This is a genomic window from Streptomyces sp. 8N616 (assembly GCF_052246385.1).
Classification (GTDB): domain Bacteria; phylum Actinomycetota; class Actinomycetes; order Streptomycetales; family Streptomycetaceae; genus Streptomyces.
On record NZ_JBQQBY010000004.1, the window covers coordinates 1 to 13772 of the forward strand.

The 13772-nt window shown below is 69.0% G+C and carries 11 protein-coding genes and 3 pseudogenes; 6 read left to right on the plus strand and 8 right to left on the minus strand.

Going from position 1 to position 13772, the window contains the following annotated elements:
* Positions 1–60 precede the first annotated feature (60 nt).
* Positions 61–509: pseudogene (locus ACTWQC_RS04570) on the plus strand (helix-turn-helix domain-containing protein); the annotation flags it as partial.
* 47 nt (positions 510–556) lie between these two features.
* The gene (locus ACTWQC_RS04575; RefSeq protein WP_443314213.1) at positions 557–1399 is read left to right on the plus strand and encodes a GNAT family N-acetyltransferase; all 843 of its coding nucleotides are present in this window, start codon (positions 557–559) and stop codon (positions 1397–1399) included.
* Between the two features lie 57 nt (positions 1400–1456).
* Here the strand turns inward: ACTWQC_RS04575 and ACTWQC_RS04580 are convergent, their stop codons facing one another.
* From ACTWQC_RS04580 to ACTWQC_RS04595, 4 genes are all read right to left on the minus strand, one after another.
* Positions 1457–1606, minus strand: a complete 150-nt coding sequence (locus ACTWQC_RS04580) for a hotdog domain-containing protein (protein WP_443314214.1) — start codon at positions 1604–1606, stop codon at positions 1457–1459.
* A gap of 37 nt (positions 1607–1643) precedes the next feature.
* The gene (locus ACTWQC_RS04585; RefSeq protein ID WP_443314215.1) at positions 1644–3881 is read right to left on the minus strand and encodes a molybdopterin-dependent oxidoreductase; all 2238 of its coding nucleotides are present in this window, start codon (positions 3879–3881) and stop codon (positions 1644–1646) included.
* Between the two features lie 233 nt (positions 3882–4114).
* Complete coding sequence (locus ACTWQC_RS04590; protein WP_443314216.1) at positions 4115–4786, minus strand: enoyl-CoA hydratase-related protein; 672 nt, start codon at positions 4784–4786, stop codon at positions 4115–4117.
* A 40-nt stretch (positions 4787–4826) separates the two neighbouring features.
* Positions 4827–5438 carry a TetR/AcrR family transcriptional regulator gene (locus ACTWQC_RS04595; protein WP_443314217.1) on the minus strand — a complete coding sequence of 204 codons (612 nt, stop codon included), beginning with the start codon at positions 5436–5438 and terminating at the stop codon, positions 4827–4829.
* Between the two features lie 314 nt (positions 5439–5752).
* Between ACTWQC_RS04595 and ACTWQC_RS04600 the strand changes: the two are divergent.
* Positions 5753–5990: pseudogene (locus tag ACTWQC_RS04600) on the plus strand (DUF4158 domain-containing protein); the annotation flags it as partial.
* 189 nt (positions 5991–6179) lie between these two features.
* Here ACTWQC_RS04600 and ACTWQC_RS04605 read toward each other — a convergent pair.
* Positions 6180–6677, minus strand: coding sequence for a lamin tail domain-containing protein (locus ACTWQC_RS04605; protein ID WP_443314218.1), 498 nt, complete (start codon positions 6675–6677; stop codon positions 6180–6182).
* Positions 6678–7155: 478 nt separating this feature from the next.
* Positions 7156–8592 carry an MFS transporter gene (locus ACTWQC_RS04610; RefSeq protein WP_443314219.1) on the minus strand — a complete coding sequence of 479 codons (1437 nt, stop codon included), beginning with the start codon at positions 8590–8592 and terminating at the stop codon, positions 7156–7158.
* A 63-nt stretch (positions 8593–8655) separates the two neighbouring features.
* Between ACTWQC_RS04610 and ACTWQC_RS04615 the strand changes: the two genes are divergently transcribed.
* On the plus strand, positions 8656–9480 hold the full coding sequence (locus ACTWQC_RS04615) for an ArsR/SmtB family transcription factor (protein ID WP_443314220.1): 825 nt from the start codon (positions 8656–8658) through the stop codon (positions 9478–9480).
* Between the two features lie 244 nt (positions 9481–9724).
* On the opposite strand, the gene ACTWQC_RS04620 is transcribed toward ACTWQC_RS04615, so the two are convergent.
* The gene (locus ACTWQC_RS04620; RefSeq protein WP_443314441.1) at positions 9725–10051 is read right to left on the minus strand and encodes a GYD domain-containing protein; all 327 of its coding nucleotides are present in this window, start codon (positions 10049–10051) and stop codon (positions 9725–9727) included.
* A 553-nt stretch (positions 10052–10604) separates the two neighbouring features.
* Positions 10605–11663, minus strand: a pseudogene (locus tag ACTWQC_RS04625) (IS110 family transposase).
* Positions 11664–12603: 940 nt separating this feature from the next.
* Between ACTWQC_RS04625 and ACTWQC_RS04630 the strand changes: the two are divergent.
* Entirely contained in the window at positions 12604–13011 is a 408-nt protein-coding gene (locus tag ACTWQC_RS04630) for a hypothetical protein (protein ID WP_443314221.1), read from the plus strand.
* Positions 13008–13748: a hypothetical protein gene (locus ACTWQC_RS04635; RefSeq protein WP_443314222.1), complete on the plus strand. Its 741-nt coding sequence runs from the start codon at positions 13008–13010 to the stop codon at positions 13746–13748. Before ACTWQC_RS04630 ends, ACTWQC_RS04635 begins: the two co-directional genes overlap by 4 nt.
* Positions 13749–13772 lie beyond the last annotated feature (24 nt).

Consider the following 13772-nt stretch of genomic DNA (forward strand, 5'->3'; position numbering starts at 1 on the left):
AGAGCCGTGACCAGCGCCTCCAGATCAGGCAGGTGAACTTGCCATGGGATGATCTTGGCCATGGCTGGTGTGATCACGGCATCGGAACCCTCCTGGATAGCCCCATTCACCGGGCTGAACCCACGCGCCTTCGACAAATTGGTGACCGCGCTGCGCCGTGAGGGTGCCGACGAAGTGCGGCGGGGACGGCCCTGGGGGCTGCCCCTGGAGGACCGGGTGCTGCTGGTCGCCGCCTACCGAACTTGACGCTGCGCCAGCTCGCCCCGCTGTTCGGCGTCTCGAAGTCCGCCGCGGACCGCATCATCGGACAGCTCGGTCCGATGCTCGCGCTCCAGCCGCGCAAGCGGTTCCGCACGGACACCGTGCTCATCGTGGACGGCACCCCGGTGCCCACCCGCGACCATACGGTGGCCGAGCAGTCCAAGAACTACCGGTACTCGACCAACCACCAGGTTGTCATCGACGCCGACACCCGCCTGGTCGTCGTAGTCGGCCAGCCCCTGCCAGGGCGTAATGCGGTGGCAGCGGTTCGCGACCTGCTGCTTGGATGCGCGGTGTGACTTCTGTGGATCTTGATGATCGTAGTGAGCTGCTGGACCGGCTCGAGCAGTACTACGACGCTGTTCCCCGATCCGGTGCCCGGGCCGAGGACTTCGGGCCGCTCACGCTGTTCATCCGGGAGGGGCAGGGATGGCCCTTCTACGCCCGCCCGGCCCTGAGGTGGTCCGGAGCGGTGAGTGCCGCCGATGTCACTCGGGTGCGCGTCCGGCAGCGGGAACTGGGCGTCCCGGAGAGTTTCGAGTGGATTGCCGAGACGACGCCCGCGCTGAGGGCCGCGGTCGAGCAGACGGGGCTTGCGGTGCGCGAGCACCCCTTGATGGTGCTTTGCTCGGACGTACCGACCCCCGCCGTGCCCGAACGGGCTGACGATGTGGTGCTGCGGACCGTCGGGCCGGACGATCCCGTGCTGCCGAGCGCGCTGGCCGTCCCTCACCTGGCCTTCGCCGATCCCGGAACCGGTGTCGGTGAGGCCGGTGTGGCGGAACTGGGCGCGGCGGTGCGGGACCGCGCCGGTGACGGGTCGGTGGACGGCGCGGTGGCACGCATCCGGGCCGGTCTGACGTGTCTTGCCGCCGCGGTGGAGAACAGAACGGCGCTGTGCGCCGGTCAGCACCAGCCGGTCGGGAAAGTCAGTGAAATCGTCGGGGTGGGCACCCTGCCGACCGCACGCCGTCGTGGCCTTGCGCGCGCGGTCACCGCGGTGCTGGTGGCCGACACCCGGTCGCGAGGTGTCGAGACGGTGTTCTTGTCCGCGGGCAACGACGATGTCGCTCGGATCTATGCCCGGCTCGGCTTCCGCCGCGTGGCCACCGCACTGATCGCCGAACCCGTCGAGTAGCGACTCCTGGGCAGGGTTCCAGAGGCCTCTGTGGTGCTGGGAACGCTTGCTACAAGATCATGCAGGTGGTGGTGGCGTGGGCGATGGGCTTGCCTGGCCGTCCAGCACTTTGCCTTCGGCGGTGGCAGTGCGGCGGCCGGCGTGGATGACGGTGCCTTCTGCGGTGAGGGTTTGTCCGTCGGCACGCGCGGCGCGGATGTAGTTCACCTCATGCGGCCGTGATCGACCTCAGGGTCGGGGGGCGTCAGGCCGGGAGGGGTTCGATGCGGGCGGGGACGTGTTTGTGCCAGGGGGTGCCGGCGATGGGGTCGCGCCAGTGCAGGTCGGTGAGGGTGTTCAGGGCGACGCCGGTGCGCTCGGTGCCGTCCGCTGTGGGCAGGTCGAGGCCGAATCCGTTGGGCAGGGCGGCATGGCCCGCCTGCATGCGGTCGTCGATCTCGACGGTGGCCTGGGCGGTGCCGCGTTGGGTGGTGATCTGTGCGAATGCGCCGTCGGCCAGGCCGAGTTGCTCGGCATCGTGGCAGCTGATGCGCAGGGCGCCCTCCTGGTCGCGCTTGCGCCAGGTGTTGTCGCGGAAGATGGTGTTCGCGGTGAAGGCCCGGCGCTGGCCAGCGGCCAGGACGATGGGGAACTCCTCGGTGGTGTGCACGGCCTGGGTGGTGTCCAGACCGGTCAGCAGGTCCAGGAGTTCGGGGATGGGCAGCGGGATGCGGTGTCCGGGATGGGACACGTACCGCCAGGCGCCGTCGTGCTCATCCTGGGTGAAGGTGACGCCGGAGCGGCCGGCCAGCATCGCGGCGAACAGAGCGTCGGCGTCGGCATGTCCGGCGCGGCGCATGGCGGAGGGGTACTCCCTGGCGATGCGCTGGGCGAGCGCCCACAGCACGGCGGCAGACCGGGCGCCATCCGGCAAGGTCGGACCGAGGGTCTCGTACAGCAGGTACGGGGCCATGCCGATCGTGCTCTTGTCGATGGCGGCCAGGGCGGCGAAGGCGAGCTTGTAGGGCGTACGGCCCATGCGGGCCGCGGCGCGCAGCAGCGCCAGGCGGCTGTGGGGGACGGCGTGGAGTTCGCGGATGAGGCGTGCGTAGATCTCGGGTTCGGTCAGGGTGCCGGGAAGCGGGTCGAGGACCGGGGCGCGCAGGTGGAAGGTGTTGCGGGGGAACTCGAAGGTGAAGAAGGTGGCCTCCCACTTCTCGAACTGGGAGGCGGCGGGCAGCACATAGTCGGCCTGGCGGCCGGTCTCGGTCAGCGCGATGTCGATGACCACGACCACATCCAGAGCGGCCAGCGCCTCGGTGAAGGCGGCGGAGTCGGCCAGGGAGTGCGCAGGGTTGGACGACTCGATGATCATCGCGCGGAACCGGTCGGGGTGGTCGGTGAGGATCTCCTCGGCGATGACGTTGCACGGCACCAGCCCGCCGGGCATGCGGGCGCCGGTGACCGGGGTGCGGCGCGGACGGGTGGAGTAGTGGGCCAGCGGGGCGATCCACGAGTGCGGCTGCATGGCGCCGGGCTTGGCGAAGTTCCCGGTCAGGAGCCAGATCAGCTTGTTGAGGTAGGACACCAGCGTGCTGTTGGGGCCCTGCTGCACCCCCAGATCCTCATACGTCGACACGCTCGATGCGGTGCCGATCCGCCGCGCCGCCGTGCGCAGTTGCTCCTCGTCCAGGCCACAGGTCTGCGCGCAGCGGGCGATGTCCACCGTCTTCAACTGCTCCAGCACGGTCTCGGCGCCGGTGGTGCGGTCGGTCAGGAAGGCGTGGTCGACGAGGTCTTCCTGGACCAGGACGCCGAGGATGCCGGCCAGGCACCAGGCGTCGGTGCCGGGCCGCACCTGGAGGTGGATGTCGGCGAGGTCGGCGGTCTCGGTGCGCACCGGATCGATGACGATCATGGCGCGGTCCGGGTCTTTGGCGATGTCCTTCAGGACCGTACGGGCCCGGGGCACGCCGTGGGACTGCCAGGGATTCTTGCCGAGGAAGACGGCGACCTCGGCGTGCTCGAAGTCGCCGGTGGTGTGCCCGCCTGTCAAGTGGGCGTCGACGTAACCCTCACCGGTCTTCTCCTGAGCGAGGGGGTTGGAGCGGTAGCGGGCGCCGAGGGCGCGCATCAGCGCGCCGCTGTAGACGCCGCCGAGGTGGTTGCCCTGCCCGCCGCCGCCGAAGAAGAAGATCGACTTGCCGCCGTGGGTGTCGCGCACCGTCTTCAGCCGGGCGGCGATCTCGCTGATGGCGGTGTCCCAGTCGATCGGCGTGAAGTGGCCGTCCGCCTCCCGGCGCAGCGGCGTGGTCAGCCGGACGCCACCGTTTTGGTAATGGTCCAGGCGCAGCGCCTTGTTGCAGGTGTAGCCGGCGGTGGCGACGTGCTCCTTGTCGCCGCGAATCTTCGCGAACGCGCGTCCGTCGGTCTGGATCTGGATGCCGCAGTTGTTCTCGCACAGGATGCACGCGCTCTTGTGCCAGGTGGCGTCGGCTGTCATCTGCTGCTCCTCGGTTTGGTGTGCGGCCGTCCCGGCGCGCGGCATCTGTCCGTGGGTGGATCTGCGCTATCTGTCAGTGGGTGGATCTGCGGTGGGCCGGGCACCTGAGGCTCGAGGGTTCGGCGTCGTCGTCTGCTGCGCCGGTCCCAGCCCGTCGTCGTCTGCTGCGCCGGTCCCAGCCCGTCGTCGTCTGCTGCGCCGGTCCCAGCCCGTCGTCGTCTGCTGCGCCGGTCTCAGCCCAGGGGGTTGGTGGTGTCGCGCAGGGTGGCCAGCGAGGGAGCGTACATGCGGGCCTTGATGGTGCCGAGGGTGTCGCCCGCCTTGGTCACCTGTGCCTGGGCGATCTCGATGGCGGTCGACCGGACGGCGTCCTGCGCGACCGCCTGGTCGACGATGCCGGCGGCCGCGGCGGCGGACCCGCCGTAGCGGCGGGCGGTGACCATGGCCTCGTGCGCGGTCTGAGGAGCCAGCCGGGCCTGGATGAGGGCGGCCATGCCTGGGCTGAAGGGGATGTTGATGTCCGCTTCGGGCAGGCACCAGAAGCCGCGGTCGGCTCGCATGACGCGGAAGTCGTGGGCGAGGGAGAACATCGCGCCGGCGGCGAAGGTGTGCCCCTGCAGCGCTGCCACGGTGATCACCGGCAGGGACAGCATGCGCGCGAAGAGCTCATGGACGGATACGACGTAGTTCTGGTGCTGGTCGGCGTTGGCGAACAGCCATTCCAGGTCCAGGCCGTTGGAGAAGAACTTCCCCGTCGCGGCCGTCACCAGGGCCCGCGGCCCTTCCGCCTTCTCCACCTCGTCCAGTGCGGCGCTGACGGAGGTGAGCCAGTCGGGGTGGAAACGGTTCTCGCCGCCCCCGAGGTCGAGGACGAAGACGTTGTCCTGGCGGTCGAGCGTGGGCATAGCTGCTCCTCACATGGGATGGGTCAGGGGTGATGGCAGGTCACGGTCGTGGACCCGGACCGGTCTCGGGCCGGGTACGCAGCGCGTAGACCAGCAGGTCATGGATCTCGGCCGCGGCAGCGTCCAGCGGCGCGGTGCTCTGCTCGGCCCGGCACATGATCACCGCGCCTTCGACCGCGGCGATGATGAAGGCGGCCAGCCTCTTGCCCCGCTCCTCCGGCAGGCCATGCTGGGCGAACAGGGCAGCGAGAGCCTCCTGCCAGCGGGCGAAGACCGCGGCGGCGGACCGGGCCAGCTGCGGGGCGTCGTCGTTGGTCTCCACCGCCACCGCCACAATCGGGCAGCCGGCTCGGAAGTCGCTCTCGACGAGCCGGTCACGCCACAGCGCGAAGAACGCGTCGACCGCCTCCACCGGGTCATCGGCCTGCGTCGCCGCGTCGATCAGACCGGCAATGAAGTCGCCCGCAAGCGCCACCGCCTCGTCGATCAACTGCGCCCGCCCGCCGGGAAAATGGTGATACACCGAGCCCCGCGGGGCACCGCTGTGCGCGAGCACCCGGTCGATGCTCGTGGCGCTCGCACCGTACTCCCGCAGCAGCACCGCGGCACTGAGGACCATCCGGTCCCGGCTGTCGCTCCTGCGCGGGCTCACGCGCCCACCACCTCGACTACCGGGCGATTGACGGCCACAGCTTCAGCGCTCGAACCTTCGGACATACCGGATGCCGCCCTCCGAACCCTGGCGCAAGAGGCGCCCACAGGTAACTACCGGGCGGTAACTTAGGCTGTATGGCATAGAACCTGCAAGGCTTCCTGCAAGGGTTCCTGAACGGCGTCCTGAACGGCTCGGGACTGAGGAACATCCGTGCCAGTTCGCGACGCTAAGCCTGCGCTGCCCTGACCGTCGCTTTGACCTGGGCTGATTGTGCGGAAAGCCTTTCGCGGGCCGATGTTGTCGATCTCCGGAGGGCCGGGCCGTGGCGGTACTCCTTCCTGGACGGCGCGGACCGGGGGAAGGTGCAGGCCAAGCGGCGTGCGCACAACCGGCTCGGATTCGCCGTCCAGCTGACGAGCGTGCGGCATCTAGACCGGGTTCATGCCGGACCCGCGGCAGGTGCCGGCGGAGGTCACCGAGCACCTGGCCGAGCAGCTCGGCATCGCCGATGCGTCGTGCCTGAAGGAGTACGAGGAGAGGGACGGGACGGTCTACCGGGGCGGGTCGGTGATGCGAGGTCGAGCCACTCCTACAGGAGGCTCTGCTCCCGGTCGGTCAGGGCGGTGGTCTGCGGACGGATGCTGCCACGCCGGCGGCGTGCGGACTTGGTGTTCAGCCGTGGATGCCAACGGACGAGCCCCACCTCCGCTCAGGAGATGGGGCTCGCGCGTATCCGGCTCAGCTGTGGAAGCGGATGTAGCCGTTGCCGTCGGGGTCAGATCCGCTCTTGGTGTAGGAGTGGGAATCCGAGCCGCTGCCGGAGGGCTTGTACAGGTAGATCGTGTCGCGGTCGTTGTTCCATATGAAGTTGCAGTTGTCGCGGTACACCACGTTGTTCGCGTCGGAATCGGTGCCGTAGCCGCCACGGAGCTTCACGTAGTCACCGGGCTGGAGGTAGTGGTTGGCGGTGAAGGTGAAGGGATTGCCAGCGGCGTCCTTGACGAGGTAGCCCTTGAGGTTGATGGTCGCCGAGGACGAGTAGTTCTTGATCGTCAGATATTCCTCGTCGGTGTTGCCGCTGGAGCAGCTGTTGGAGTCCCGGCCTGGCGCGTCGTATTGGACTCCGCGGATTTTCAACGCCGAGTGGTACTCGGTGGCCTGAGCCGGCGTGGCGGCGAGGACGGCGGCGCCTGCGACGGCAACGGTCGCGACGGTGACACGAAAACGGTTCTTCAACGAAGAGTCCCCCCTACTTGGAACGGGCCGCGCCTCCCCTATGCGCAGCGGAGACCCAAGGTTACAAACGGAGGAACAGCAATCCTACGGCGAGTTACCAACATGTTACGGAATGCAGGCCCCAACTGCTGTACACCTGTGACGGCAACACCCCTCGCCCAGCGCTGTCGTCGACGCACACGGCTCCGGAGGGCCCTTGCCTGGCGATCAAGGATGCTGGTCTGAGCGTGGCGGGCCGCTTCTGGGTCCCACCCCGTCCACGAAGAGTCCACGGCCGGCTTCACCGGACGCCCCGAGACGCCAAGACGATGAACCCCTCCAAGAGCGCTCTCGCGCGCGGCCGTCTCTGCCGGCTCTCTCGGCTTCGACTTCGTCCGAGCGGTGTCAACGGACCGGCATCGGGCCGCTCATGCGCTGCCATAGCGTCTCCCCCGGATGACGTACGCGCCGTGGTATACGAGGGCGGCTTGTTCCAGGGTCAGGCAGCGGCCCGCGTCTTTGCGTTCCGCCAGGAGGACAGGGCGAGCAGCGCCGCGGCGAAGAATGCCGCCGAAGCGATGAGCGCCGAGGTGTGCAGGCCGGGGATCAGCTCTCCATGGCCCACGGTGAGGGTGGCGAACAGGGCCACGCCGAGGGCGTTGCCGAGCTGGCGTGCCACGTTGAACACCGCCGAGGCCACACCGGCGTTCTCGGCGGGGGCGGCCTGAACGATGGCGGCGGTGGCCGCCGGCACCGTGCTCGGGGTGGCGAGGCCGGTCGCGATCAGCGCGGGGAGCAGCATCCAGTACGGGGTGTCGGGACCAGCGAGTAGCCAGCCGATGAACCCGGCGGCGCCGAGCAGCAGGGCCCCGGTCATCGGCACGTACGGGCCGAAGCGCGCGGTCAGGCGACCGGAGAGCGGGGCCGCGACCACGGCCATGCACACCGTCGGCAGCAGGGCGAGACCAGCGCCCAGCGCGTCGTAGCCGCGCTCGTTCTGCAGGTAGAGCGTGGACAGGTAGAGCATGCCGTAGTAGCCGAGGTTGAGCAGGACGCCCACCGCGGCGGTGGAGGAGAAGCCGGGTGACCGGAAGAGCGAGGGGGGCAGCAGCGGCGGCCTCTCCTTGACCGCGCGCGCTTCCCTCCGGCGCTCGGTCAGGACGAACAGCGCCAGCGCGATGACGGCGAGGGCACCGGCCCCCAGCACCACCGGAGACGTCCATCCCCGGGTGCCGGCCTCGTTGAGCATGCCGGCCAGCGCTATCACGCCGATGAGGCCCAGCACTTGGCCGAGCGGGTCCAGGCCGCGTCCGTCTGCCCGGGCCGTGGGCGCGGGGATGTTTTTGCGGGTCAGCCAGACAGCCACCAGCGCGATGGGCACGTTGATCCAGAAGGCGGCGCGCCAGTTCAGGCCTGCCACCAGCAGGCCGCCGGCGAGGGGTCCCGCGGCGAACGCGATGCCGGAGATTCCGGCCCAGATCCCGAGCGCCCTGGCCCGCACCTCCGCGGCCGGGTAGGAGACGGTCAGCAGGGCCAGCGAGGTGGGCACCAGCAGGGCACCGCCCGCGCCCTGCAGGAGGCGCGAGGCGATGAGCGTCTCCTGGTTGGTGGCCAGGGCGCAGCCGACCGAGGCGAGGGCGAAGACAGCGAGGCCGCACAGGAACACCTTTCGGTGCCCGAGCCGGTCGCCGAAGCCGCCGCCCATGAGCAGTAGTCCACCGAAGACGACGCTGTAGCCGTCGACGACCCACGCCATCGCCGAGGCACCGGCGCCCACCGAGTCACGGATGGCGGGGACGGCGACGGTGACGATGGTGACGTCCAGCATCACCAGGAAATAGCCCAGGCTGAGGGCGATAAGCGGCGGCCAGGACAGCCGCCCGGTTGCGGGGGGCGATGCCGCCCGCCCCGTTGCCGTTCCGCTCGTTGAACTCATGACAGAGATCCTCCGCCGCCCATACTTAGGCGCATGCCAAAGTGTGCTTGTAGAGTGAGGGCCATGGGCGAAGCCAGGGACCAGGTCACGGACCCGAGCAAGGACGAGAGCAAGGGCCCGAGCACGGGCCGGGCCCTGGACAAGACGGAGCCCGATCTGGCGCGGACCGCACGCCTGTTGGCGAGCGCCTCCCGGGCCCGGATGCTCAAGGCGCTGTCCGACGGCCGGCCGCTGGCGGTCACGGTCCTGGCGGCCGAGGCCGGAGTGAGCGTGCCGACGGCGAGCGTGCACCTCGCGCACCTGGCCGAGGCGGGGCTCGTACGGGCCGAACACTCCGGACGGCACCGCTACTTCCGCCTGGACGGCCCCGACGTCGCCGCTGCCCTGGAGGCGCTGGCCGTCATCGCGCCGCCCGACCCCACCCCGGTGACCACTCTGCGCGCGCACAGCCGTCACAACGCGCTGCGCCGCTCGCGCACCTGTTACGACCACTTGGCGGGATCCCTGGGAGTGGCGATCATGTGCGCCTTCCTCGACCAGGGGCTGCTGCGGCGGGGTCAGAGCGAACCCGCGCCGGACCGGTCCGATCAGCCCGGCTCGTACGGCAGGGAGGCCACGTACGATCTGACGGCCGCGGGGACCGAGCGCTTCGCCGCGTTCGGCATCGACATGGGGGAGCTGGCCCGGGGGCGGCGCCCGTTGGTGCGCTACTGCGTCGACTGGAGCGAGCGGCGCCACCATCTCGCCGGTGCGCTGGGGGCCGCGCTGGCCACCCGGTTCTTCGACCTGGACTGGCTGCGTTACGGCATCTCGCCTCGCGTCGTCCACCTCACCGACACCGGTAGGTGCGGGGTGGCGGACACCTTCGCGGTCGAGATCGTGAACTGAACCGGTGGCCGGGCCCTACGGCCAGCGCGGAGAGGCACGCCTTCGCCCCGTCAGCGGCACCGGATACAGGCGGACAGCGAGGCCTGCGTGAAACACAATGCGGCTGGCAACGGGCGGAGTTGAACCCTCGCCCATCCCAGCCGCCCGTCGCGTCCCCCGCCGCGGGGAACGCCTCGCGCTGCCGCGGCGCTCTCCCTGACCGGAAAGGTCAGTCGCCCTCTCGGGCAACCGTGGGTGCCTTCCGCTACGCGCCAGGAGCCCGGTACTGGACTTGCTCCGCTGTGTGCAGGGCCTCCAGTGTTTCATCGACGGTCAGGAGAACAGTCGTCTCAAACGAGCTCAGCGCGCCGCCTCCGCTGATCGCCAGCGCAACCGCGGCCATGGACACGTTGTCCGGGGCCTCCCACAGGTTGTAGCCGTCGTGCGTGCCGAAGGCGTACCAGAAGCCGTGGAGCTTCCCGCCGACGGACTCGATGTACGACTGAGCGGCCTGCGCGCGGTCCTCCGGGTGGCCGATCAGCCTCGCCCAAGTCTCCGGCGTGTAGCTGAACCTCGATAGATACAGCGGCATCATGTCTCCCTTTCGTTCCATCAAGGGATGCCCTGCGGGGCGGGAAACGCGCCGACGGCGGCCCGCGTATCCCCCAAACGGCCGGGACGGTGACCGGTACGGCGACAGTCGGCGGATGAGAGACCCACCCGGGCGGTGTGGAGAGGCTTTGGGCGGGAGCTTCCGATGCGCTGATCTATCAGCACATGACCAGCGACCGTGACCGGGCCATCGCCGACCGACTTGGCGCCATGGTTCGTGGCGTTGGGGAGGGACCATGGCGTTGGGGAGGGGCCCTCGGGGTCTCAGAAGCGGGCCCCGAGGAGACGTAGTGGCACGCGTGTGGCACGGCGCCTGAAACGGCTAAGGGCCAGCCTGGGAGGGAAACCCTCCTGAGCTGGCCCTTTTCTCTGTGCCCCCGGCAGGATTCGAACCTGCGACACCCGCTTTAGGAGTTCGATCGAGAGACCGGCCCACCCCCTGGACCGCCGCGCCTACGGTGCCGCGCCTACTCCACAGGGAACCGTCGCGATCCGCGCGCGTCCGCCGTCGTTGATGAAGCTCCTATAGACCGTCAAGCGGTCTGAAGGGGCGGCTTGGGCTGGGGATTTGGGCGGGCGAGGTGTTGGTAGACCTCGCGGGCGATGAAGCGTTTGAGGCAGCGCAGGATGTCCTTCTTGGACATCCCTTCGGCGGTGCGGCGGGCGACGTACTCCTTGGTGCGGTTGTCGTAGCGCATGCGGACCAAGGCGATCATGTGGAGGGCGTGGTTGGCCCGTCGGTCGCCGCGGCGGTTGAGGCGGTGCCGGTGGGTGCGGCCCGAGCTGGCGGGGACGGGTGCGGCCGCGCACAGGTGCGCGAAGGACGCGTCCGATTTCAGCCGGTCGGGGGTGGTCGCCCGCGGTGATCAGGAGCTGGGCGGCGGTCTCGGTGCCCACCCCGGGTAGGGCGACCAGCGTGGGGGCGGTCTGGGCAGCCAGGGGCTCCAGTTCGGCGTCGGCGTCGGCGTCGGCGATCTCCTCGCTGAGGTGCTGGTAGCGGCGGGCCAGGCGTCGCAGGGCGGTGCGGACCGCGCAGGCCGGGTCGCTGGGGTCCGCGCCGGGGCGGGAACGGGCCAGGTGCCTGATGAGCTCGGCGGGGTGCAGGGGGCGCAGTCGTTCGCGGACCTGGCCGGGTGCGGTGACGATGAGGGTGAGGATCTGGGTGCGGGCCTTGACCGCGGAGCGGCGGACCACCCGCAGGGCTCGGATGGCCTCCACGATGCCGTCGCGGGTCTTCGGTGTCCCGCTGGCCCGGCCGGAGAGCACGGCGGTGGCGGCGGCGTAGGCGTCGACGGGGTCGGACTTGCCGTTCGCCCTGCGGACCCGCCGGTCGGGCCGGTCCACCTCGACGACGGTGACCTGGTGTGTTCGCAGGACGCGGGTGAGTTGCGAGCCGTAGGCGCCGGTGCCCTCGACGCCGACAGCGGTGACCTCGCCGTGCGAGCGCAGCCAGTTGAGCAGCCGGCGGTAGCCGTCGGGGGTAGTGGGGAGGCCTGGGTGGCCAAGTGCCGGCCGATGGAGTCGATCACGGCGGCCTGGTGGAAGTCGGTGTGGGTGTCGACTCCGCCGACCACCGTTATTTGGTCTGCCATCCTGGTTGCTGCTGTCCTTCCATGCGACGCGTGAGGGACGGCGCGCGCCGGTCGGGCGGCAGGACAAGACTGTGATGGGACCTTTGGCCGGGCTCCTATGAGGTCACAGACGCCCGACCGGCCGCGCGGAGCGGCACCGCCCAGGACGGCCGACAAAACATCAACAGGACAGCCGGATGGCGTCGGTCAGACAGAGAGTCAGACCCCCAGGGCGGCACCACCGGCATCCTCACAGTCAGAAGTAGATGTCAAAGGCCCCGGACCATGATCGGTCCGGGGCCTTTTGCCTGGTGCCCCCGGCAGGATTCGAACCTGCGACACCCGCTTTAGGAGTTTTCCCTGATCAAGGCTGCGACCTGCATAAATGTCACCCGTAGTGCCTCTGGCCTGGGGAAACTCCTCTCTGTAGTTCTCACGTGTTCGTGGGTTTCCCATCCTCATGTGTGCTGAATGCGTTCCGGGCGCCTACCTGACGGGCACCGCGGCACAGCTCATCAGCAACGGCCAGCCCTTGGTTCCAAGCAATCGGTCAGGTCCGCGACTGTGGCGATCACCCCTGCAGGTTGCTGAACCTGGCCTTCTCTTGATCAGTGGCGACGGGTCGGGACGATCTTGACCGGGTGTCTGGCGGCCGTGTGGAGCAGCCGGCCTCCTGGACTGGCCCGCGGAGGAGGCCCTGGGGCGCTCCCATGCCATGGACTTCGACCGTGGAGACCGACGGGCATGGGCTTGGGAGCTGCTACAGAGTCGCCGCAGCGGGCGTGGCTCGTGGCCGATCCGCAGTGATTCCGCCGCTCAGGTCGTGATTTCCAGTCAACTACCAGGAGACGATGGTTGGTTACTGAAGACCATCGACGCTTGAGCTCTGTTACGAGAGACCATCTATCCGTCACGGACGCGCGTAGCACCGCGCTCGGCATCTACCTCGGGGGTCTTCCACGTGCTTGACGCAGCAGCCGTAGCCGTCGCCACTGGCGCCGCCAGCAACGTTCTCGCCTACCTGCTTCAAGGCCGGGCCGACGCCCTACGCACCCGGATCTCTGCGATCTTCCAGCGCGGGACCGCGCGGGAAGAGTCTGACGCGCTGCGTGCGCTTGAAGAGCACGCCGAGGCTCTGGAACAGCGGCGGGTTACCCAGGTCGAGGTCACCGCCCAGTGGAGCAGCATGCTGACCGCGTTCCTCACCGCCTACCCCGAAGCCCGTGCGGATATCGAGGCGCTGCGCTCTTCGACGCCTTCCGGTACGAAGACGGTCCACATCGGATCTCAGCACAACCACGGGCGCGGCACTTTCATTGGCGGCGACAACCACGGCACTATCCGCGTCGATGGGCAGGAGGATCGGTGACGGACACTGTTCCAGAGCCGGAGCGGCACATCACCGAGCAGCACAACCACGGAGACGGTGCCTTCGTCGGTGGTGACAACCACGGCGAGATCCGCATCGAGGCGGTCGATGCGAAGACCAAAGCGCTGCTCAGAAAGATTTCCAAAGATTCCCCCGCCCTGGCCCAGCTGCTCGAAGAGGCTTTGGACGACGGGGTGATCTCCCCTGATACCGCGAGCTTGCTCGCCCTGGCGGCACGCAGCATCAACGAAGACGTCGCTCACACTCTCTGGCAGGCAGCCCAGCGCATTAACGAAGATGTCGCCGCGTTGCTCACGCGCGCCAGCTACAGCATCAACGAGGACGTCGCAGGCCAGGTGTCCCACGCCGCAGATACCCTCGACAAGGCGTCCAAGCAGCTCGACCTCAACGGGTTCAACAGGATCGTCAGTCGCTTTGAGGGGACCATCAGCTCGCAAAGCCACGACGACCTCAGCGGCTTGGTCACGCGTCTTGAGGGCAGTCTGAGTTCCCTGGACCAACTGGTCAGGGACATGGAAAGATCGCAAAGCAGGGACAAGCCTCTTGGACGGATCGAGGAGATAGGGACCGCACTGAATGGCGTGGCTGAGCGGATCGAGGCCACGGTGACCCCACCTCCACCAAAGATCCTTCCTGACCACCTGGCGCGAGCCGTCGCATTCTTCTGGGGCCTCGGAATCGGCGCAGCCTTCATCTTCTACCTGGTGAACCGTTGAGCCGTTCGGGCTGCAGCCCTGAAG

Bases quoted from the DNA above. Each gene is read 5' to 3' on its own strand.
- ACTWQC_RS04620 (WP_443314441.1), bottom strand. From the start codon at position 10,051: ATGCCGCTGTATCTATCGAGGTTCAGCTACACGCCGGAGACTTGGGCG.
- ACTWQC_RS04615 (WP_443314220.1), top strand. From the start codon at position 8,656: ATGGGCGAAGCCAGGGACCAGGTCACGGACCCGAGCAAGGACGAGAGC.
- ACTWQC_RS04610 (WP_443314219.1), bottom strand. From the start codon at position 8,592: ATGAGTTCAACGAGCGGAACGGCAACGGGGCGGGCGGCATCGCCCCCC.
- ACTWQC_RS04585 (WP_443314215.1), bottom strand. From the start codon at position 3,881: ATGACAGCCGACGCCACCTGGCACAAGAGCGCGTGCATCCTGTGCGAG.
- ACTWQC_RS04590 (WP_443314216.1), bottom strand. From the start codon at position 4,786: ATGCCCACGCTCGACCGCCAGGACAACGTCTTCGTCCTCGACCTCGGG.